General features: G+C 63.2%; 19 protein-coding genes. 8 read left to right on the forward strand and 11 right to left on the reverse strand.

Translation table 11 applies throughout. The annotated features are described in order from the left end of the window. Positions 1-66: 66 nt before the first annotated feature. From NKJ35_RS17930 to htpX, 3 genes are read right to left on the reverse strand one after another with little or no spacing between them, the layout of a single operon-like run. On the reverse strand, positions 67-1,413 hold the full coding sequence (locus NKJ35_RS17930; protein WP_352648893.1) for an RsmB/NOP family class I SAM-dependent RNA methyltransferase: 1,347 nt from the start codon (positions 1,411-1,413) through the stop codon (positions 67-69). Further along, positions 1,410-1,736: a hypothetical protein gene (locus NKJ35_RS17935; RefSeq protein ID WP_352504869.1), complete on the reverse strand. Its 327-nt coding sequence runs from the start codon at positions 1,734-1,736 to the stop codon at positions 1,410-1,412. The genes NKJ35_RS17930 and NKJ35_RS17935 overlap by 4 nt, the downstream gene beginning before the upstream one ends. Further along, positions 1,733-2,749, reverse strand: a complete 1,017-nt coding sequence (gene htpX / locus NKJ35_RS17940) for a zinc metalloprotease HtpX (RefSeq protein ID WP_352648895.1) — start codon at positions 2,747-2,749, stop codon at positions 1,733-1,735. Before htpX ends, NKJ35_RS17935 begins: the two co-directional genes overlap by 4 nt. 117 nt (positions 2,750-2,866) lie before the next feature. Between htpX and NKJ35_RS17945 the strand changes: the two genes are divergently transcribed. Beyond that, positions 2,867-3,079, forward strand: coding sequence for a DUF1674 domain-containing protein (locus tag NKJ35_RS17945; RefSeq protein WP_352648896.1), 213 nt, complete (start codon positions 2,867-2,869; stop codon positions 3,077-3,079). A gap of 19 nt (positions 3,080-3,098) precedes the next feature. Here the strand turns inward: NKJ35_RS17945 and NKJ35_RS17950 are convergent, their stop codons facing one another. Beyond that, the gene (locus NKJ35_RS17950) at positions 3,099-3,770 is read right to left on the reverse strand and encodes an HAD-IA family hydrolase (RefSeq protein WP_352648897.1); all 672 of its coding nucleotides are present in this window, start codon (positions 3,768-3,770) and stop codon (positions 3,099-3,101) included. A 179-nt stretch (positions 3,771-3,949) separates the two neighbouring features. On the opposite strand from NKJ35_RS17950, the gene NKJ35_RS17955 reads away from it, so the two are divergent. The 3 genes from NKJ35_RS17955 to NKJ35_RS17965 all read left to right on the forward strand — a co-directional run bounded on the left by NKJ35_RS17955 (position 3,950) and on the right by NKJ35_RS17965 (position 8,166). Next, the gene (locus NKJ35_RS17955; protein ID WP_352648898.1) at positions 3,950-4,819 is read left to right on the forward strand and encodes a transglutaminase-like domain-containing protein; all 870 of its coding nucleotides are present in this window, start codon (positions 3,950-3,952) and stop codon (positions 4,817-4,819) included. 329 nt (positions 4,820-5,148) lie between these two features. After that, entirely contained in the window at positions 5,149-6,510 is a 1,362-nt protein-coding gene (locus NKJ35_RS17960; RefSeq protein WP_352479566.1) for a pilus assembly protein TadG-related protein, read from the forward strand. Between the two features lie 387 nt (positions 6,511-6,897). Next, positions 6,898-8,166: a class I SAM-dependent methyltransferase gene (locus tag NKJ35_RS17965; protein WP_352648899.1), complete on the forward strand. Its 1,269-nt coding sequence runs from the start codon at positions 6,898-6,900 to the stop codon at positions 8,164-8,166. On the opposite strand, the gene NKJ35_RS17970 is transcribed toward NKJ35_RS17965, so the two are convergent. Continuing rightward, positions 8,167-8,910 (reverse strand): MOSC domain-containing protein, encoded by a 744-nt coding sequence (locus NKJ35_RS17970; RefSeq protein ID WP_352648901.1) that lies wholly within the window; start codon positions 8,908-8,910, stop codon positions 8,167-8,169. It lies immediately after the preceding gene. Further along, positions 8,910-10,865 carry an acetate--CoA ligase gene (gene acs / locus NKJ35_RS17975; protein ID WP_352648903.1) on the reverse strand — a complete coding sequence of 652 codons (1,956 nt, stop codon included), beginning with the start codon at positions 10,863-10,865 and terminating at the stop codon, positions 8,910-8,912. The genes NKJ35_RS17970 and acs overlap by 1 nt, the downstream gene beginning before the upstream one ends. A 305-nt stretch (positions 10,866-11,170) precedes the next feature. On the opposite strand from acs, the gene NKJ35_RS17980 reads away from it, so the two are divergent. Continuing rightward, on the forward strand, positions 11,171-11,443 hold the full coding sequence (locus NKJ35_RS17980) for an usg protein (protein ID WP_254820441.1): 273 nt from the start codon (positions 11,171-11,173) through the stop codon (positions 11,441-11,443). 42 nt (positions 11,444-11,485) lie between these two features. Here the strand turns inward: NKJ35_RS17980 and NKJ35_RS17985 are convergent, their stop codons facing one another. Beyond that, positions 11,486-12,520 (reverse strand): aldo/keto reductase, encoded by a 1,035-nt coding sequence (locus NKJ35_RS17985; protein ID WP_352504877.1) that lies wholly within the window; start codon positions 12,518-12,520, stop codon positions 11,486-11,488. Between the two features lie 56 nt (positions 12,521-12,576). Then, on the reverse strand, positions 12,577-13,758 hold the full coding sequence (locus NKJ35_RS17990; protein ID WP_352648905.1) for an MFS transporter: 1,182 nt from the start codon (positions 13,756-13,758) through the stop codon (positions 12,577-12,579). A 138-nt stretch (positions 13,759-13,896) separates the two neighbouring features. Between NKJ35_RS17990 and NKJ35_RS17995 the strand changes: the two genes are divergently transcribed. Further along, positions 13,897-14,805 (forward strand): LysR family transcriptional regulator, encoded by a 909-nt coding sequence (locus tag NKJ35_RS17995; RefSeq protein WP_352648907.1) that lies wholly within the window; start codon positions 13,897-13,899, stop codon positions 14,803-14,805. Between the two features lie 65 nt (positions 14,806-14,870). On the opposite strand, the gene NKJ35_RS18000 is transcribed toward NKJ35_RS17995, so the two are convergent. Both NKJ35_RS18000 and NKJ35_RS18005 read right to left on the reverse strand, forming a co-directional pair. Beyond that, positions 14,871-15,917 carry an aldo/keto reductase gene (locus NKJ35_RS18000; RefSeq protein ID WP_352648909.1) on the reverse strand — a complete coding sequence of 349 codons (1,047 nt, stop codon included), beginning with the start codon at positions 15,915-15,917 and terminating at the stop codon, positions 14,871-14,873. Between the two features lie 109 nt (positions 15,918-16,026). Then, positions 16,027-16,689 carry a YggS family pyridoxal phosphate-dependent enzyme gene (locus NKJ35_RS18005; protein ID WP_352648911.1) on the reverse strand — a complete coding sequence of 221 codons (663 nt, stop codon included), beginning with the start codon at positions 16,687-16,689 and terminating at the stop codon, positions 16,027-16,029. A gap of 146 nt (positions 16,690-16,835) precedes the next feature. Between NKJ35_RS18005 and leuS the strand changes: the two genes are divergently transcribed. Continuing rightward, the gene (gene leuS / locus NKJ35_RS18010) at positions 16,836-19,460 is read left to right on the forward strand and encodes a leucine--tRNA ligase (RefSeq protein WP_352648913.1); all 2,625 of its coding nucleotides are present in this window, start codon (positions 16,836-16,838) and stop codon (positions 19,458-19,460) included. Continuing rightward, the gene (locus tag NKJ35_RS18015; RefSeq protein ID WP_352479576.1) at positions 19,447-20,028 is read left to right on the forward strand and encodes an LPS assembly lipoprotein LptE; all 582 of its coding nucleotides are present in this window, start codon (positions 19,447-19,449) and stop codon (positions 20,026-20,028) included. The genes leuS and NKJ35_RS18015 overlap by 14 nt, the downstream gene beginning before the upstream one ends. Before the next feature lie 70 nt (positions 20,029-20,098). Here the strand turns inward: NKJ35_RS18015 and fsa are convergent, their stop codons facing one another. Further along, the gene (gene fsa / locus NKJ35_RS18020) at positions 20,099-20,752 is read right to left on the reverse strand and encodes a fructose-6-phosphate aldolase (protein WP_023678103.1); all 654 of its coding nucleotides are present in this window, start codon (positions 20,750-20,752) and stop codon (positions 20,099-20,101) included. Positions 20,753-20,815: the final 63 nt, after the last annotated feature.

The following is a 20,815-nucleotide window of genomic DNA, read 5'->3' on the forward strand; positions in this document are numbered from 1 at the left end:
TGGCCGTTCAGCCTGTTTTCCGTGCCTCCTCGCTCCAAAAGGCCGGACGCGCTTCGATATCTGCCCTTAGCCGGCTCTGCGCATGCGGGCGGCGAAGAAGCCGTCCAGCCCGGAACGGGCAGGGGAGCCAAGCTCCAGGTCGGCAGGCGTGGTGCGCAACGTGCCTTGCGGCGTCAGGAACGGGTCGATGCCGGCGATCTCACCCGGCCGAAGCGGGTCGTCGATGATTTCCGCATTGCCGGCGAGAAAGCCGCGATAAAGCTCTTCGCCTTCGAGCGGATCGAGCGAACAGTTGGAAAAGACGATGCGTCCGCCAGGCTTGACCAGGGTGACGGCCCGGGCAAGCAGCCGGCGTTGCAGGTCGGCCAGTTTTTCGACGTCGGCCGCCGTCTTCGTCCAGGGGACGTCGGGGTGCCGGCGCACCGTGCCGGTCGAAGAGCAAGGTGCGTCGAGGAGGACGGCGTCGAAGCGGTCCTTCGGCTCGTATTTGAGCAGATCGGCCTGCACTATCTCCGCGGCCAGGCCGAGCCGTTCGAGGTTCTGCGTCAGCCGTGCCAGCCGCGTTCTGGACATGTCGAGGGCGGTGACGTGGGCGCCGGCGAGGATCAACTGGGCGGTCTTGCCGCCCGGCGCGGCACAGAGGTCGGCGATTCGCAAACCATTGATGTCGCCGAACAGCCGGGCCGGCAGGCTGGCCGCCGCGTCCTGAACCCACCAGGCGCCTTCCCCAAAGCCGGGCAGTTCGGTCACGGAAGCGCTGAGCTTTTCCACCCGCACCGTGCCGGTCGGCAAGACGAAGCCACCGAGCCGTTCGGCCCACAGCGCCGGGTCCGACTTGACGGTGAAATCGACCGGCGCCTCATGGCGATGGGCGAGCAGTATCTGCCTGGTCTTGTCGAGGCCGTAGACCGTTTTCAAACGGTCGGAAAACCATTTTGGCGCCTCGTCGGTGGCCGCAACCGCCGCCGCGAGCTCATCCTGCTTGGCCCGCGCCAACGTACGCAGTACGCCGTTGACGAGGCCGGAAAAGCGCGCCGTGCGCGGATCGGACTTGGCATGCGTCACGGCGAGGTCGACGGCGGCGCTGTCGGGAACATCGAGGAACAGGATCTGCGCCGCCGCCACATGCAAGATGTGCGAAAGCGCCGTGGCGTTGGGCGGCAGCGGCTTTTCCAGGCGGCGGGCCAACAGGCCTGATATGGTCATGCGGTAGCGCAGGGCGGTGACCAGAATGGCGCGCACCAGGGCGCGGTCGCGCAGGTCGAGCGCCTTGTATTGCGGATGGCCGTTTTCATGGTCGGTCAGCCCGTCGAGCGGCGTTCTCGCGTCGATGACGGCGGCAAGCAGCCGCGCGGCTGCCTTGCGCGCGGCGAGACCGCGAGCTTCTGAAGCCTCACTGTGAGTTGGCCTCATTGTGCCGGCGATCGGTTGACTAGTTTAAATATGGCGCTGACAAAATCTTCTTTGCTTCCTAGGGGTGAGGTCACCTGAATGTAGTCTTTCTCAACCTTGTCAACATAGTCCGCGACTTGCTTTGGAGATGCACCATCCCCGACAAGTCGGACGATGTGGTGGAGATAGGTGTCATATTCGTTTTCAGGAAGCGGACGAAATTCCAGTTCACTTGATGTTTCCATGTTCGCCATCGGTATGCCGATAGGGTTCCAGTGCCTTGCACAAAGATCGCGTATTTCCGCCAGCGAGATCCCGCCTTTTTTGTCTGTCGCGCTCGTCACGACCACGGACCTTTAGGCCCGGTCGGATTGCGTCCCCAGGGATTGGGTTTCGGCCTGGCCGGCTCGGCCGGCCTTTCGGGCCGGGCGGCCCTTTCCCACGGACCCGACGGCTGCTGCCCGATCCCGTCCGGCGCCGGGCTTGGCGTCGCGGCCGCTTCGGGTGCGCCGGCCATCTGTTGCGCCATCCGCTGCAGGGCGGCGATGCGGTTTTCGGTGCTCGGGTGGGTGGAGAACAAATTGTCCATGCGCTCGCCGGAAAGAGGATTGATGATGAAGAGATGGGCGGTTGCCGGATTGCGCTCGGCATCCGGGTTGCGGATGCGTTCGGCGCCACGGGCGATCTTGTCAAGCGCCGAGGCGAGCCACAGCGGGTGTCCACAGATTTCGGCACCGCGCCGGTCGGCCTCGTATTCGCGAGTGCGGCTCACCGCCATCTGCACGATCATGGCGGCCAAAGGCGCGACGATCATTGCCACCAGCACGCCGACGATGCCGAAGGAATTGTTGTTGTCGCGGTTACCGCCGAAGAAGAAGGCGAAATTGCCGAGCATCGAAATTGCGCCGGCGAAGGTGGCGACGATCGTCATGGTCAGCGTATCGCGGTGCTGCACATGGGCGAGCTCGTGCGCCATCACCGCCGCGACTTCTTCATGCGATAGCCGCTCGAGCAGGCCAGTGCTGGCGGCGACAGCGGCATTTTGCGGATTGCGGCCGGTGGCGAAGGCATTGGGATGCGGATTGTCGATGAGATAGGTCCTCGGCATCGGCAGACCGGCGCGTCGGGCTAGGCCCTGCACGATGGCGTAATATTCAGGCGCGTTGCTTTCGTCGACCTCGATCGCTCGGTGCATCGCCAGCACCATCTTGTCGGCGTTCCAATAGCTGAACAGATTGGTGCCGGCAGCGATCAGCAAGGCGATCATCATGCCGCCGGATCCGCCGACCAGATAACCGACGCCCATGAACAGGGCCGTCATTGCGGCCAAAAGCATGGCGGTGCGAAGGGTGTTCATTGTCTGCTCCGTTCTGCCCAACAAAGGGGTCGATCCCTTGTGGACCCATCGCTATATGATGGGAAACAGCGGTTCTCGTTTCAATCGGGGGCCTTTTTCAATCTACCGGAAGATCGCATGATCGACGAATCCAACCAAACACAGGCTCACCACGCGCCGCAAAAGGCGCTGACGCCGGCAGCCCGGCGCGCTTTGGCGGAGGCCGAGGCCCGGCGGCAAAAATATCGCGAGACGGAAGCCACGCTGCCGAGGGAGATCGGCGGGCGCGGCGGCAAGGAGCCTGGACGCTACGGCGACTGGGAGGTCAAGGGCCTGACCAGCGACTTTTAGCCCACGCAGCGGCGCCAAACTACGCGGGCTGCGCCGTCCGCTCCGCTTCGATGGCGATCCAGCCGCTGGCATCGACGGCGATGCCGATCGCGTCATAGCCGCCGATAGCGGCATGCGGCGTCTGCAAGGGATGCCGGTGCGTGGCGCTGATCACCACGATTGCGGCACCCGCGGCTTCGGCTGCCGCTATGCCGGCCGGCGCGTCCTCGAAGACGAGACAGTCGCGCACATCGACGCCGAGCCGTTCGGCCGCCAGCCGGAAGCAGTCGGGCGCCGGCTTGCCGCGGGCCACGTCCTCCGCCGCAACGATCACGGCGGGAGCCGGAATGCCGGCGGCCTGCAGGCGCAGCAAGGCAAGTTCGCGCGGCGCGGAGGTGGCGATCGCCCAACTCCCAGGCGGCAGCGATGCGAGGAACGCCGCGGCGCCGGCAATCGGGCGAATACCCTCGACGTCGGCTGCCTCGGCCTGCAAAAGCGCATCGGCTTCGCGGGCAGGATCGACGCCTGGCAGCGCCAGCCGGCCGATGGTCTCGATCGCCCGCACGCCGTGGATGGTCGGCAGGAATGCGGCGACGTCAAGACCTTGCCGATGCGCCCAAGCTGCCCAGACCCTTTCCGCCGCGGCAATCGAATTGAGAATCGTGCCGTCCATATCGAACAGGAAGGCCGCAAATTTTCTGCCTGCAAACATCGGTTTTCCCGGGTCATCCTGGAGGGATTATTTTCGAAAGACGCGTGTCGATCGACCGTAACGTTGCCGCGTCCGTATGGGAAGCCGCGAGGGGTCGTTTTCGACGTTCGCAAGGAACCGCCGCGCACTCTCCTGCGTTGACCAGCACTATCTTCCATGACGATCGTAGGGGGACGGCGATGCTGATCAGGCTCGGCTATGAAATTGGCATTGAATGCGCTGCAGCCACGCCGATTGTTTCGCTGCTCGAGATCCACAGGGATCGCCAGGTCGACATCAAGCGGCAGACGCGCGTGCTGACCTCGCCGTCGGTCCCGACCAGGGTCTACCACGATCTTTTCGGCAATAGCTGCCGCCGCTTCACGGCGCCGGCCGGAAGCTTTCGCATCCTCTATGACGCGGTGGTCGAGGACAGCGGTGAGACGGACGAAGTCAACGCGCTGGCCAGGGAAGTTCCGGTCGCCGAATTGCCGGACGAGGTGCTCGGCTATCTGCTCGGCAGCCGTTACTGCGAGACCGACCATCTCGGCGACCTGGCCTGGCAACTGTTCGGCCAGCTTCCGCCGGGCTGGGCGCGGGTGCAGGCGATCGTCGACTATGTCCACAACCGCCTGTCCTTCGGCTACGGTTATGCGCGCTCGACCCGCACGGCGGCGCAGGCGCATGAGGAACGCGTCGGCGTCTGCCGCGACTTTGCCCATCTGGCGATCACGCTCTGCCGCTGCATGAATATCCCGGCCCGCTACGTGAACGGCTATCTCGGCGATATCGGCGTGCCCGCCGATCCGGCGCCGATGGACTTCTCGGCCTGGATGGAAGTGTTCCTCGACAGCAAGTGGTACACGTTCGATCCTCGCCACAACGTGCCGAGAATCGGCCGTGTCGTCATTGCGCGTGGCCGCGACGCCACCGACGTGCCGCTGTTGCACAGTTTCGGCCCGCACCGGCTCAGCCTGTTCAAGGTCTGGACCTACGAGCAGGAAGGCAACCTGTTCAAGCCGCCCTATCGCGGCCTCGACAGGACCGTCACCGCACGGGTGCTGGCCTAATCCTCCCGGAGACGTTCACAGCCCATGTTTCCACGTCCCGCCATCGCGGTCGTGCTGATCCGGTTCGAGACATCTCGTCTGTACCGGATCGGGACGCCATCCGGCCGTTCCGAATTGCGAGCCGGATCGTGGTAAGCGCTTTGTGAACAAAGCCGCGCCGACGCGGCTTTCGTTTACCCGCTGTTTACCTTGTCGCTGCTCGAAACCGTTTGGAAACAATGGCCTGAGCGGGGGCTGCTCGCTTTCCCGCGCCCGGCGGCGCGATCCGGCCGGATTCCTGCAATGCGCGTTCGGACAGCTGCAGGCTGTGGCGAATGGAGGCGGAAGGAATGCGGCGTTTCGGGGGTCTTGTTCAGGCGATCGGCGGCTTTGCCGGGGATCGCAGCGGAAATTTCGCGGTGCTGTTTGGTATAATCGGCTCAGTACTGGCGCTGAGCGTCGGCTTTGCCGTCAACGTCTCCCAACTCTACAATGTGAAATCGAGCCTGCAAGGCGTCGTCGATGCTGCGGTCACCTCGACGGCCCGCGACCTGACGACCAGCGTCATCAGCGAGGCTGACGCCAGCAAATCGGTGCAGGCCTTTCTCGATGCCAACAGCACGGCGGGTATCCTGCAGGACAATCAGATCGTTCTCGACAAACTGACTGTCGACCGAATCGCCAAGACCGTTCAGGCGGACGTTCATGTCAATGTCAGCTATTATTTCCCGCTTTTCAGCACGGGTAGCATGCAGCGCGTTCCCGCATCGACGACGGCTCTCTATTCGGACAAGCAGATCGAAGTCGCGATGATGCTCGATGTTACCGGCTCGATGGCAGGCCAGAAAATCATCGATCTGCGGACGGCTGCGGCGAATGCTGTCGACAGCTTCCTGGGCGGTCAGGACCCGTCCAAACCGCGCGTGCGGGTTGCCATCGTGCCTTATGCCAATTCGGTGAATGCCGGTACACTTGCCACCAGCAGCGTCTATGTGGAAACCACCGCCAGCCAACGCAAACAGGCGCCGGCCAATGACGCCGTGCAGTATGTCTCGGGCTTCATCCGTCCCGATAATTGCGCCACAGAACGCAAGGGGACCTACCAGTATTCGGACGCAGGCCCCGACGCCAGCATGGTCAACCGCGACTACCTGCTGTCGTCCTTCGCCTGGCAAACCGGCACCGCCGCCTGCCCGGCCGCCACGCTGATGCCGCTGACGGCCGATGCGACGGCGCTCAAGACGGTCATCAAGAATTTCGTCGCCTCCGGCGGCACTGCCGGCCACATCGGCGTGCAGTGGACCTGGTACATGCTCTCGGAGAGCTGGGGGAGCATAATGAGGACTTCGCAGCGGCCGGCCAAGATGGATCCAAAAAAGGTCGCCAAAATCGCGATCCTGATGACCGACGGCGAATTCAACCTGTCCTACTTCGATGCGAGCACGGTGAGCGACGTTTACAATGACGCCGGCAAGGAGCCGACCCGCACGGCAGCCAAGAAACTTTGCGCTGCCATGCGCGACAAGGGCATTGAGATCTTCACTATTGGATTTGACCTAAACGAAACGAATGCCAAGGCGACGCTCCAGGATTGCGCGAGCCCGGACACCACCAAGATCAAGCACTTCTACCAAGCTGCCAATGGAACCGAACTCAACCAGGCTTTCCAGGACATAGCGCGCAACGTCGAGATGTTGAGCGTAACCAAATAAGGGACAACAGCCCAAAAAGGAAAAGGCCGCCGCTTCTTGCGAAGTCGGCGGCCTTCCGTGTTTCCGTCCATGGCGCGGCTCCTGGCGGCGACGGTTGGTCGCCAGCCGCGCATCTCGCGCCTTAACGGGAAGACTGCTTCCCGAAAGTGCGATCCGCTGAGGCCACGTTCTGGAAAACGAAATCACTCGACATCGGATCACCTCCTTTCGATTTGTTGAACACTTGCTCATGATGGGGTGTCATCCGGCAAATGGCAAGGCGCGGCACTCGAAAATCCTGAACAAGCGTGCTTGTGCACTCGGGCGGCTTGCGGCCGGCCGATCGGGCAGGCAAGATCGAGCCGCGATTGTTCCGGGCCGCTATTTGCCGGGTAAGGGAGGATGGGGATGGAGGCAGCCGAAAGAGCGGCCCGGATTGTTCGGACGGTCATCGAAACGCTGAAACCGGGTTTCGCGGTGAGGCTGTGGACAGGCGAGCGGATCGGCCCGGCTACCGGCCCGGTGCTCATTATCAACGACCAGGACATCGTCTGGCAGATCGTACGTCGGCCCTCTTTATCGACGCTGATCGAGATGTGGATTGCCAAGGCGGTCGACGTTGAAGACGGATCGCTGTTCGATTTCTACGCCTTGCCCACGCATGGCAAGCTCAGGACGAAGCTCAAGACGTTGCCGAAGCTGGCGATCCTGCGCGACCTGCCGGCGGTGCTGTTTTCGCGAAAACAGATGACGGCGCGAACCGATCTTTCCGGCCGCAACCCTTACGTCAGCGGGTCGAGCAAGGAGGCGATCCAGCATCACTACGACATTTCCAACGCATTCTACCGGCTCTTCCTCGACGAGCGCATGGTCTATAGCTGCGGCTACTTCAAGGATTTCGCCAACGATATCGATCAGGCCCAAAGAGACAAGCTCGACCATATCTGCCGCAAGCTTCGGCTGAAGCCCGGCGAAAAACTGCTCGACATCGGCTGCGGCTGGGGAGCGATGCTCATCCATGCGGTGAAGAATTATGGCGTCGTCGGCCACGGCGTTTCGCTGTCGGAGGCACAGACCGAGCTCGCCCGCGAACGCATCCGCGCCGCGGGGCTGGAGGACCGCATCACCATCGAGATCAAGTCCTATGCCGAGCTGTCCGGCTCCTTCGACAAGATCTCGTCGATCGGCATGTTCGAGCATCTGGGGCTTGCCAACCATGCGGCCTATTTCTCGAGGATCCATCGCCTGCTCAAGCCCGGCGGCATCTATCTGCACCACGCCATCACCCGGCGCGACAAGGGCAGCTTGAAGAAGACGCTGCGCAAGGGGCCGGAATTCAAGGCGCTGATCAAATACATTTTTCCGGGCGGCGAACTCGATACGATCGGCATGACGCTCGGCAATCTCGAGGCGCACGGCTTCCTCGTCTACGACGTCGAAAACTTGCGCGAGCACTATGCGCGCACCTGCCGGCTATGGGCAGAGCGTCTCCACGCACGCTTTGACGAAGCTATCGCTGAGGTCGGCGAAGCCAAGGCGCGGCTGTGGCTGCTTTATCTCACCGGCTGCTCGATTACCTTCGAACGTGCATCGGCGCAGGTTTTCCAGACCGTCGCCACAAGGCGCGCGCGTGGGCCGAGCGGCCTGCCGCCGACGCGGGCGGATTTGTACCGATAGCTACAGGAGGCGCATCGTGGCGCCGATCTCGACGCGGGCCGGTCGGTCGACGGTGCAGTAGACGCCGAGGTTATGGGCGTTGTGGCGGACCAGGCTGCGCAGGATTGCCGGGTCGTGGTCGAACCCGTCCTGGCCAATGATGGTGAAGCCGCAGCGGCGGCACGGCTCGGAGATGGTCAGGAGCAGGTCGCCGATTGCCAGCTTGCGCCCGATCCATTCCGTCTCGGGGAACGACCCCTCGACCTCCGGCATATCGACGACGATGTTGGGGCGGAAGCGGCGCGCGTCGGCGGTGCCCTCTGGATGAAGCACTTTCAAACGCGCCAGTGAGGCGGTGGTCAGCAGATGAATAGGGGCTTTGACATAGCGTTCCGTCAACAGAGGGCCGGCGTAATCCGGAGCCGCATTTTCCCGGCGGAACGGCCGGATGGAAGCCGCAAAGCCGAGATACGGGGAAACCGCGCGATCACTTTGCGCGCCAGGTGCCGAAAGCCAGCGTCCGTCGGGGATGGCGACCTCCAGCCTGCCGGCCTGCGACAGCCGGGTGCGGATGCGGGGCACCTTGTGCCATTTCGCTTCGCGGTCGGGCCGTGCGATTTCATCGGTCGAGGTATCGACAAGACCAAACAGGCGGTCGCCTTCGACGGTATACCAGTCGACGGAGATCGCCTCCTGAAACTCGCCGGCGAGCGAGCTCGCGGGATAGCGCCAAAGCTCGGTGACGGCGCCCAATGCGGGTTGCATCAGCCCTTCTTGTTTTGCCGGTTGGCGATCAGGTCGTCGACGACTGCCGGATCGGCGAGCGTCGAGGTGTCGCCGAGCGCGGCAAAATCATCCTCGGCGATCTTGCGCAGGATGCGCCGCATGATCTTGCCGGAACGCGTCTTCGGCAGGCCGGGCGCGAACTGGATCTTGTCGGGCGAAGCGATGGCGCCGATCTCCTTGCGGACATGGGTGACGAGCTCGTGGCGCAAGTCCTCGCTTGGCGTCTCGCCGGCCATCAGCGTGACGTAGCAGTAGATGCCCTGGCCCTTGATATCGTGCGGGTAGCCGACGACGGCGGCCTCCGAGACCTTCTCATGCGAAACCAGCGCCGATTCGACCTCGGCGGTGCCCATGCGGTGGCCGGAGACGTTGATGACGTCGTCGACGCGGCCGGTGATCCAGTAGTAGCCGTCAGCATCGCGGCGGCAGCCGTCGCCGGTGAAGTACCTGCCCTTGTAGGTCGAGAAATAGGTCTGCACGAAGCGGTCGTGATCGCCATAGACGGTGCGCATCTGGCCCGGCCATGAGTCGGCAATGCAAAGATTGCCGCTGGCTTCGCCTTCCAGTACCTTGCCGTCGGCGTCGACCAGCTGCGGCTTGATGCCAAAGAAGGGCCGCGTCGCCGAACCCGCCTTGAGGTGGGTGGCGCCCGGAAGCGGCGTGATCATGATGCCGCCGGTCTCGGTCTGCCACCAGGTGTCGACGATCGGCACCTTGCCGTTGCCGACGACGTTGAAATACCACTCCCAGGCTTCCGGATTGATCGGCTCGCCGACGGTGCCCAGCACGCGCAGCGACTTGCGCGACGTTTTGGTGACATGGGCATCGCCGGCGCCCATCAGCGCACGCAACGCCGTCGGCGCCGTGTAGAAGATGTTGACCTTGTGCTTGTCGATCACGTCCCAGAAACGCGACTGCGACGGGTAGTTCGGCACGCCTTCGAACATCAGCGTGGTGGCGCCGTTGGCGAGCGGCCCGTAGACGATATAGCTGTGACCGGTGACCCAGCCGACATCTGCGGTGCACCAGTAGATGTCGCCGTCATGATAGTCGAATACATATTGGTGGGTCATCGAGACATAGACGAGATAGCCGGCGGTGGTGTGCAGCACGCCCTTCGGCTTGCCGGTCGAGCCGGATGTGTAGAGGATGAACAGCGGGTCCTCGGCATTCATCTTCTCGGGCTTGCATTCGGCCTTAACCGTGGCGACCTCGTCATGGTACCAGACGTCGCGCCCGGCGGCCCAGCCGGTCTTGCCGCCGGTGCGGCGCACGACCAAGACCTTTTCGACTTTCGTTCCGGCCTTTGCGGCGATCTCGATCGCCTTGTCGGTGTTGTCCTTCAGCGGGATAGTCTTGCCGCCGCGCAGGCCTTCGTCGGCGGTAATGACGAAGGTCGACTTGCAGTCGTCGATGCGTCCGGCCAGCGCGTCCGGCGAAAAGCCGCCGAAGACGACCGAATGAATGGCGCCGATGCGCGTGCAGGCGAGCATCGCATAAGCGGTCTCCGGGATCATCGGCATGTAGATGGTGACGCGGTCGCCCTTCTTGACGCCGTGCTTCTTCATCACATTGGCGAGGCGGCAGACATGTGCGTGAAGTTCGTTATAGGTGATCTTCCTGTCGTCGTAGGGGTTGTCGCCTTCCCAGATGATGGCGGTCTGTTCGCCGCGCTTCTTCAGATGCCGGTCGATGCAGTTCCAGGAAACGTTTGTCTGGCCATCCTCGAACCATTTGATCGAAACCTTGCCGTCGAAGGACGTGTTCTTGACCTTGCTGTAGGGCTTGAACCAGTCGATGCGCTTGCCGTGCGTGCCCCAGAACTTGTCCGGGTTCTTGACGCTGTCGGCGTACCATTTCAGGTAGGTGTCATTGTCAATCAGCGCGTTCTTCTTCCACGCCGGCTGGACGCGATGGACATGAACATCGGACATTTCTTCGCCTTCCTCCCCAAAACCAAACCGCCGGCTTGACCGCCGGCAGGATCGCAGCGATGCGGCCGCGAATTCGCGCGCATTATTAACAGTTCGGCGGTGACGGCAACATTAGACGTTGGATTCGCGCGGCGGGATGCCGCAGGTGCCTTGCCGGGTGGTGTCAGCACTCTCGTGAGGCGGCTGCTAAGCGCATGTTTTTGCGGGAGGAATCTGGTTTGATCGCAGAAATATCAATAGACGAATAAGCAAATGGGGTGCACAATTTCAGGCTGGGAGGAAGGAGAATCAACCAGGGGACCGCAATGCGCGACCATTCAGAAATGGACCTGATGCTCAAGGGCTATGGCTTGACTACGGCCAAGATTCTTTATCACTTTCCCGATCATCCGCATCTGCTGCAGAGCTTCATCTGGCAGGATTACGACATCGCCCCGAAATTTCCGGTGCTGATCCGCTTCATCGAATTCTGGAAGGCCGAGCTCGAAGGCCCGCTGCATTCGGTGAGCTACACGCACCAGAAGCTGATCGCGCCGAACGAATGGCGCAAGGTCGACGGCGAGTTCGTGCTGCATTAGCCGGGGGCGGCAGCCCGGGAGCCGCCGCCAGCTTTTGGAGCGTCAGACTGCGGGCGCGTTCAGCCGGGCAAACCCCTCCTGCCGGCGATAGGGAAAATACGGGTAGGGTGCGGTGACCTCACTTGCCGTGTCGAGCTTCTTCATCTGCTCGGCTGTCAAGGACCAGCCGACGGCGCCGAGATTCTGGCGCAACTGCTCCTCGTTGCGCGCGCCAATGATGACGGAGGCGACGGTCGGCCGCTGCAGCAGCCAATTAATGGCGATCTGCGGTATGGTCTTGCCGGTTTCCTCGGCGACAACATCAAGCGCGTCGACGACCCGATAGAGATGCTCATCCTCGACGGGCGGTCCGAAGCTTGCCGTGTCGTGCAGCCGGCTTTTCTCAGGCAGCTTCTGGCCACGGCGGATCTTGCCGGTCAGGCGGCCCCAGCCGAGTGGGCTCCACACCAGCGCACCGACACCCTGGTCGAGGCCGAGCGGCATCAACTCCCATTCATAATCGCGTCCGACCAGCGAGTAGTAGACCTGATGGGCGACGTATCGGGGATAGCCATATCTATCCGCCAGGCCGAGCGACTTCATCACTTGCCAGCCGGAAAAATTGGAGACGCCGACATAACGCAGCTTGCCGGCGCGCACGAGACCGTCCAGCGTCGACAGCACCTCCTCGATCGGTGTTGCGGCATCAAAGGCGTGCAGTTGCAGCAGGTCGATGTAATCGGTGCCAATACGCTTCAGCGCGTCTTCGACGGCCTTGATCAGGCGTGAACGTGACGAGCCGGCATCGTTGGGACCGTCGCCCATCGGCAGCGAGGTCTTGGTCGAGATCAGCACGGCGTCGCGGCGGCCCCTGATGGCAGCGCCGAGCACTTGTTCGGAAGCGCCAATCGAATAGACATCGGCGGTGTCGAACAGGTTGACGCCGGCCTCTAGGCAGATGTCGACCAGCCGCCGTGCTTCCGTCGCATCGCTGTTGCCCCAGGCGCCGAACAGCGGGCCTGAGCCGCCGAAGGTTCCAGCGCCGAACGAGAGTGCCGGGACCTTCAGGCCTGATGCGCCAAGATTTCGATAATCCATGGGTTTGCTCCTTGTGGAAGGATGGCTGTTTCAAGGATTGGTTGAGGTTTGCCGTTCTATGACGGCGCGATTTCCGGTGTGGAGAGGGCAGGGTCTCGGTCGAGGCGCAGAGCAAACGCCGCCACGGCAAGCGCTGAAAGCGGCAACAGGGCCGCGACCCAGGTGACGGCGCCGAGGCCGGGACCGTGCGCGATGACCACGCCGCCGAGCCAGGCGCCGGCCGCGTTGCCGAGGTTGAAGGCGGCGATGTTGAAGGACGAGGCGAGGCTCTGGCCGGCGCCTCGTGCCTTTTCCAGCACCCACATCTGCAGTGGCGCCACGGTGGCGAAGGCGGCGGCGCCGAGCAGGCCGACATAGATAACGGCCATGACCTGGCTGTGCAGGGCGAACGTCATGGTGCCGAGCACCAGCGCCAGGACGACGAGACTGCCGAGAACGGAAGGTAGCAGCCGGCGGTCGGCGAACTTGCCCCCGGCGATGTTGCCGGCGATAAGGCCGCCGCCGAAGACCAGCAGGATAGGCGACACCGCTGCTTCCTCAAAACCGGTGATCTCGGTCAGCAACGGGGCGATGTAGGTGAAGACGGCAAAGACGCCGGCATAGCCGAGCACGGTGGTGGCAAAGCCAAGCAGGACGGGCGTGCGGCCGAGCACGGCGAGATCGGCGCGCAAATTGCTCTTCTCAGGTTCTGTTCGGCTGCGCGGCACCACCAGGAGAATGATGGCGAAGGCGGCGATGCCGACCAGGGTCACCGCCCAGAACGTCGCGCGCCAGCCGAAGGCCTGGCCGAGCCAAGTGCCGAAAGGCACGCCGAGGATGTTGGCGATGGTCAGGCCGGTGAACATCAGGGCGATCGCCGAAGCTTTCTTGTTGGGCGCCACCAGCCCGGTCGCCACGACCGAGCCGACGCCGAAGAAGGTGCCGTGGGCGAAGGCGGTCAGCACGCGCGCACCCATCAGCGTCCAGTAGTCTGGGGCAAGCGCACAGGCGAGGTTGCCCAGCGTGAAGATCGCCATCAGCGACAGAAGCACGGTCTTGCGCGGCCAACGGCCGGTTGCGATCGTCAGCAGCGGCGCGCCGATGACAACGCCGAGCGCATAGCCGGAAATAAGCTGGCCGGCAGCCGAGATCGAGACGTCGAGATCGGTGCTGACGTCGAGCAGCAGGCCCATGATGACGAATTCGGTGACGCCGATGCCGAACGCACCGGCGGCAAGAGCGTAAAGAGCAAGGGGCATGGCGGTTCCCACTTCGATGACGACCAGTTTTGACGACGGGCGCCGTGTTCCTCCCACGCCCCAATTCGGAAGATCGTGTCGCGATGTGCTGTGAACCAGCCTTGCATCGGGCACATCGTCTGTGAAATAGATTCACCAATGGCCAGGCCCGACATCAACCGCTCCGGCGAGATCGAAGTGTTCGTCCGCGTGGTCGAGGCGGGCAGCTTTTCGGCCGCTGCCCGTGCGTTGCGGATGACCCCGTCGGCGGTGAGCAAGCTGATCGCGCGGCTGGAGGCACGGCTCGGCGCGCGGCTGGTCAGCCGTTCGACGCGCAAGCTGCAACTGACGCCGGAGGGGGCGGCCTTTTTCGACAGCGGCGTGCGTATCCTGGCCGACATGGCAGCGGCCGAGCGCGAGGCGGCGGCGGGCGCCGCGCCGCGTGGCCGGCTGCGGATCAACAGCTACGTGCCTTTCGGGCAGCATCGGCTGATCCCGATTTTGCCGCGTTTTCTAGAGCGCTACCCCGAAATCTCGGTCGATCTGGTGTTGACCGACGATGTCATCGACCTGATGGAGGAGCGCGCTGACGTCGCCATCCGGGCCGGGCCGCTCGGCGAATCACGGCTGGTGGCGCGCAAGCTCGGACAGAGCCGGGTGGTCGTCGTTGCGGCGCCATCGTATCTCGAAGCGCGTGGCACGCCCATGACGCCCGCCGATCTCGATCGTCACAACCGCATGGGCTTCCGTTTCGTACGCCACCTCGAGGGCTGGCCTTTTATCGATGCGGCCGGCAAGCCGATCACCCTGTCGATCGCCGGAAATACGCTGGTCAGCGACGGCGAGGCGATGCGGCTGATGGCGCTCTCGGGGGCGGGCATCGCCCGGCTGGCAAGCTGGCATGTGGAGGCCGACATTGCCGCCGGCCGGCTCCTGCCGCTGCTGGAAGAGTTCAACCCCGGAGACGAGGAACTCACCCACGCCGTCTATGTCGGCCAAGGCAAGCATCTGCCGGCGCGGGTGCGGGCCTTTTTGGACTTTTTGGTCGAGACTGTCCGGCTGAACTGAGCCCAAAACGATCGGGAGCCTGCCGGCTCCCGAAGCAACGAAGGTAAGAAGGTAAGATTGAGTTACTATTTCGGCGCAACGGGCGCCGGCCGCCGGCCGGCCGCCTGACGCTCCAGCATCCAGTCCGGGTATTCGGCGGGCAGGGCACTGACTTCGTCGAGGCGAACAAGATCATCGGCATCGAGCTGCAACTCGGTGGCTGCAAGGTTCTGTTCCAGCTGCTCCATGCGGCTGGCGCCGATGATGACGCTCATCGCGAATGGCTTGGCCAGGACATAGCCGAGCGCCACCGTAGCGACGCTGACGCCGTGCTTGGCGGCGATCTCGCGCATGACGGCGACTGCTGCCCAGGCACGGTCCTCATTGACCGGCGGGAAATTGAAGCTGGCGCGGCGGCCCTCGCCATTGCCGGGGGCGCCCGGTCCGTATTTGCCGGAGAGCAAGCCGCCAGCCATCGGCGACCAGACCATCAGCCCGAGCTTCTCCTCGCTGAGCAGCGGCACGATCTCGCGCTCGAGATCGCGGCCGGCGATCGAATAATACGACTGCACGGTCTCGAAGCGGGCAAAGCCTTTGCGCTCGGCAATACCCAGCGCCTTGGCGATGCGCCAGGCCTGCCAGTTCGAGACGCCGACATAGCGGACCTTGCCGGCGGCAACCAGGTCGTCGAGCGCCCGCAGCGTTTCGTCGATCGGCGTCACCGTGTCGGTGCCGTGCAGCTGGTAGAGATCGATATGATCCAGCTGCAGCCGTTGGAGGCTGCCTTCGACCGAATCCATGATGTGGCCGCGCGAGGAACCACGCTGGTTCGGGCCTCCGCCCATGGCGCCATGAACCTTGGTGGCGATGATCACGTCCTGCCGGTTGACGCCAAGGTTCCTGAGCGACTGGCCGAGAAGCCGTTCCGAGGCACCAAAGGAATAGACATCCGCCGTGTCGAAGAAATTGACGCCGGCGGCGAGCGAGCGGGCAACGATCTCGTCAACGCCCTTCTGGTCGAGGCTGGCGATCAGGCCCCATTGGGCGTTCTCGCCGGCCGCGCCGAACGTCATCGTGCCGAGGCAAAGTTCGGAGACGAACATCCCCGTATTTCCAAGTTGATTGTAACGCATGGTGGCTCCAGACGGGTTGAGAATAACTCGACCCATATAGGAACGAAACGTTCCGTTTCTATACACTGGCTTAGTCGATGTCAGCCTGTGGCCTAAGGCCGGCTGCGCCTCATCTGGCGCCGAAAATCGCCGATCCAACCCTGACACTGGTCGCGCCGAAGGCGATCGCGGTTTCGTAGTCGCCGGACATGCCCATGGAGAACTTGTCGACGCCGGCCTCAAGCCCAAGCTTTTCCAGCAGCGCGAAATGCGGACCGGGGTTCTCGCCGGCCGGCGGAATGCACATCAGCCCTTCGATGGCGAGGCCGTGAACCGAGCGGCAGCGGGCCACGAAGGCGACAGCCTCGCGCGGCTCGATGCCGGCCTTTTGCGGCTCGGAGCCGGTGTTGACCTGGACATACAGCCTTGGTGACCGGCCTTGCCTGGCGATCTCCTTGGCGAGTTCGGCGGCGATCTTTTCACGGTCGACGGTTTCGATGACGTCGAACAGCGCGACAGCTTCCTTCGCCTTGTTCGATTGCAGAGGACCGATCAGATGCAGCTCGATCTCGGGGAAGTCATGTTTCAGCACCGGCCATTTGGCTTGTGCTTCCTGGACCCGGTTTTCGCCGAAGACGCGCTGGCCGGCCTCGATGACGGGGCGGATATCGGCGGCGTCGAAGGTTTTCGAGACCGCGACCAGCGCCACCGCTCCGGCGTCGCGTCCTGCCTCGCGCTCGGCGGCAGCGATCCTTGCCTTGACCGTGAAAAGCTGTTCGACGGCGCTCGCCATGCCTATATCCTGCCTGTGTTTGGCTTTTCGCCGGATCGCCGCAGTTGACGGGTCCGGCAATCCATGGTGAACACCGCGACGACATTTCCTGAGCCGCCCGGGCATTGTCCGGCGGCTCGCGCATGCTTTTAAGTGAAAAACACCCGATGGCAACCGAACGATACAATCCGCGCGCGTCAGAGCCCAAATGGCAGAAGGCCTGGGACGCCAAGAAGCTGTTCGAAGCCGACAATGACGACCCGCGCCCGAAATATTACGTGCTGGAGATGTTCCCCTATCCGTCGGGGCGCATCCATATCGGCCATACGCGGAACTATACGATGGGCGACGTGGTGGCGCGCTACAAGCGGGCCAAGGGGTTCAACGTGTTGCACCCGATGGGCTGGGACGCCTTTGGCATGCCAGCCGAAAACGCGGCGATGCAGAACAAGGTCCATCCCAAGGACTGGACCTATCAGAACATCGCCGCCATGCGCGAGCAACTCAAGGTCATGGGCCTGTCGCTCGATTGGGCGCGCGAGTTCGCCACCTGCGATGTCGATTACTATCACCGCCAGCAGATGCTGTTCCTCGATTTCGTCGAGAAGGGGCTGGTGACGCGCAAATCCTCCAAGGTCAACTGGGATCCGGAGGACATGACGGTGCTTGCCAACGAGCAGGTCATCGACGGACGCGGCTGGCGCTCGGGCGCGCTGGTGGAACAGCGCGAGCTGACGCAGTGGTTCTTCAAGATCACCGACTACGCGCAGGACCTGCTGGATTCGCTCGATCAACTCGACGACTGGCCGGAAAAAGTGAAGCTGATGCAGGCGAACTGGATCGGCCGTTCGGAAGGGCTGCTGATCCGCTGGCCGCTGGCCAAGACAGTCGCCGACGAGCATGAGCTCGAAATCTATACGACAAGGCCCGACACCATCTTCGGCGCCTCCTTCATGGCGATTGCCGCCGACCATCCGCTGGCCAAAAAGGCCGCCGAAGACAATCCGGCGCTGGCAAAGTTCATCGACGAGGTCCGCCATATGGGCACCTCGGTGGCGGCCCTGGAGACGGCCGAGAAGAAGGGCTTCGATACCGGCATTCGCGTCGTCCATCCGTTCGACGAGAAGTGGACGCTGCCCGTCTACGTCGCCAATTTCGTGCTGATGGACTACGGCACCGGCGCCATCTTCGGCTGCCCGTCCGGTGACCAGCGCGACCTCGACTTCGCCAACAGATACGGCCTGCCGGTCATTCCGGTGGTGATGCCGGAAGGCGAAAATCAAGGCAGCTTCCAAGTCATCGATGAGGCCTATGTCGGCGACGGCGTGATGATCAATTCGCGCTTCCTCGACGGCATGAAGCCTGATCAGGCGTTCGACGAGGTGGCGAAGCTGCTGGAACAAAAGACCATCGGCAACCGGCTAATGGCTGAGCGCAAGGTGAACTTCCGCCTGCGCGACTGGGGCATTTCGCGCCAGCGCTATTGGGGCTGCCCGATCCCGATGATCCATTGCGAGGATTGCGGCGTGGTGCCGGTGCCGAAAGCCGACCTGCCGGTCGAGCTGCCGGATGATATCGAGTTCGACCGGCCGGGCAATCCGCTCGATCGCCATCCGACATGGCGGCACGTCAAATGCCCGCGTTGCGGCAAGGACGCGCGGCGCGAAACCGACACGATGGACACGTTCGTCGATTCTTCGTGGTATTTCGCGCGCTTCACAGCGCCCTGGGCAAACGATCCGACCGATCCCAAGGCCGCGACTGAATGGCTGCCGGTCGACCAGTATATTGGCGGCATTGAGCATGCGATCCTGCATTTGCTCTATTCGCGCTTTTTCACCCGCGCCATGCGCGAGACCGGCCATGTCGATCTGGCCGAGCCGTTCAGGGGCCTGTTCACGCAAGGCATGGTGGTGCACGAGACCTATCGGGTTGGCGGCGCCTCCAACGGCCGCTGGCTTGCGCCCAGCGAGGTCAGGCTGGAAGACGCCGACGGCAAGCGCCGCGCCTTCGAAATCGCCACCGGCGAAGAGGCGGTGATCGGTCCGCTCGAAAAAATGTCGAAGTCGAAGAAGAATACGGTGAGCCCGGAAGAGATCACCGATGGCTACGGCGCCGATACGGCGCGCTGGTTCATGCTGTCGGACTCGCCGCCCGAGCGCGATGTCGAATGGACCGACGAGGGTGCGGCCGGCGCGCATCGCTTCATCCAGCGCATCTGGCGCCTGGTGTCGACGGCTGCCGAATCGCTCGCCGGAGTCCGGCCAGAGGCGGCGAAGGACGGCGAGGCCGGGACAGTGTCCAAGGCCGCGCACAAGATCTTGAAATCGGTCGGCGAGGACATCGAAAAGCTCGCCTTCAACCGCGCCATCGCCCGCATCTATGAGCTCGCCAATGCCTTGACCGTACCGCTCAACGAGGCGGCAGAGGGCAAAGCCGGTCCGGCGCTGCAAGCGGCCTGCCGTGAGGCCGTCGAGGTCCTGGTGCACCTGATCGCGCCGGTCATGCCGCATCTGGCAGAGGAGTGCTGGCAGACGCTCGGCGGCACCGACCTTGTCGCCGAACGGCCCTGGCCGGACTACGATCCCTCGCTTGTCGTCGACGCCGAGATCGTACTGCCGGTGCAGGTCAACGGCAAGAAACGCGGCGATTTGACAATTGCCCGCGACGCGGATCAAGGTGCGGTCGAAAAGGCGGTTCTGGCTCTCGACTTCGTTCAGAAAGCGCTCGAAGGTAAGGCGCCGCGCAAGGTGATCATCGTGCCGCAGAGGATCGTCAATGTCGTTGCCTAAGCCGCGAAAGACAGAGCTGACGGTGCGCCGTATCGTGCTTTGCGGGCTGCTCGCCTCGGTGGCGCTGGTTTCCGCCTGCACGGTGCGGCCGCTCTATTCGAGCGCGCCGCTGGTCGCCGGCTCGCAGGTCGGCGCTGCTGCCGAGCTGGCATCGATCTCCGTCAAGCCGGTCAAGACCCGCTACGCCCAGCAGGTCCGCAACAATTTGATCTTCGCACTCGGCCAGGGCGCCGGCGAGCCAGCTTCGCCGGTCTATTCGCTTGATCTGGGCGTCTCCGAACTCGTCGAATCGGCGGCAATCGAGCAGGTCACGACCGACGAGGACGAGCCGACCGCCGGCACCGTGACGCTGACCGCCAACTATGTGCTCAGCGATGCCAAGACGGGCACGGTCATAGCGAGGGGCAAGCGCTCGATTCCGTCGTCATACGACAGGCCCCGCCAGGAATTCGCGTCATACCGAGCCCAGATCGACGCCGAGAACCGTGCGGCGCGCGAACTGGCGGATGTGCTGCGGCTGTCGATCGCCCAGGATCTGATCAAGCACGGCAAGCCGGCGGCAAGCTAGGTGTTTCCAGAGTGCGCAATCTGCAAAAAAGGCCGATTGCTCGGCCTTTTTTGTTCGCAGGATAGTCGCTTCAGCCGATCTTCTGCCCGGTCTTTGCCCAGTCGGCGAGGAACAGCTCCAGGCCCTTGTCGGTCAGCGGGTGCTTGACCAGTGCCTTGAGCGTTGCCGGCGGCGCGGTGATGACGTCGGCGCCGATCAGCGCCGCCTGCTTGACATGGTTCACGGTGCGCACCGAAGCGGTCAGGATTTCAGTCTGGAAGTCATAATTGTCATAGATGGTGCGAATATCGGCAATCAGCTCCATGCCGTCCCAGCCGCTGTCGTCGATGCGGCCGACGAAGGGCGAGATAAAGGAGGCGCCGGCCTTGGCGGCGAGCAGCGCCTGGGTGGCCGAGAAGCACAGCGTGACGTTGACCATGCGGCCGTCCGACCGGATGTCCTTGCAGGCTCTCAGGCCGTCGAGCGTCAGCGGCACCTTGATGCAGACATTGTCGGCGATCCTGGCCAGGATCTTGGCCTCCGCCATCATGTCCTTGTATTCGGTGGCGACGACTTCGGCCGAGACCGGGCCCTTGACGATCTCGCAGATCTCTCTTGTGACGTCGGCGATCTTGCCGCCGGATTTCAGGATCAGCGACGGATTGGTGGTTACGCCGTCGAGTAGCCCCAGATCGTTCAGCTCGCGGATTTCCTTGACATCGGCGGTGTCGACAAAAAATTTCATGGCGGTCTCCTGAAGATTTTTCATGTGCACGTCATGCACATTTGGGGTCGGACTTTGATCTAG

Origin of the sequence: Mesorhizobium sp. M0136 (genome assembly GCF_040322515.1) — a bacterium.
GTDB lineage: Bacteria > Pseudomonadota > Alphaproteobacteria > Rhizobiales > Rhizobiaceae > Mesorhizobium.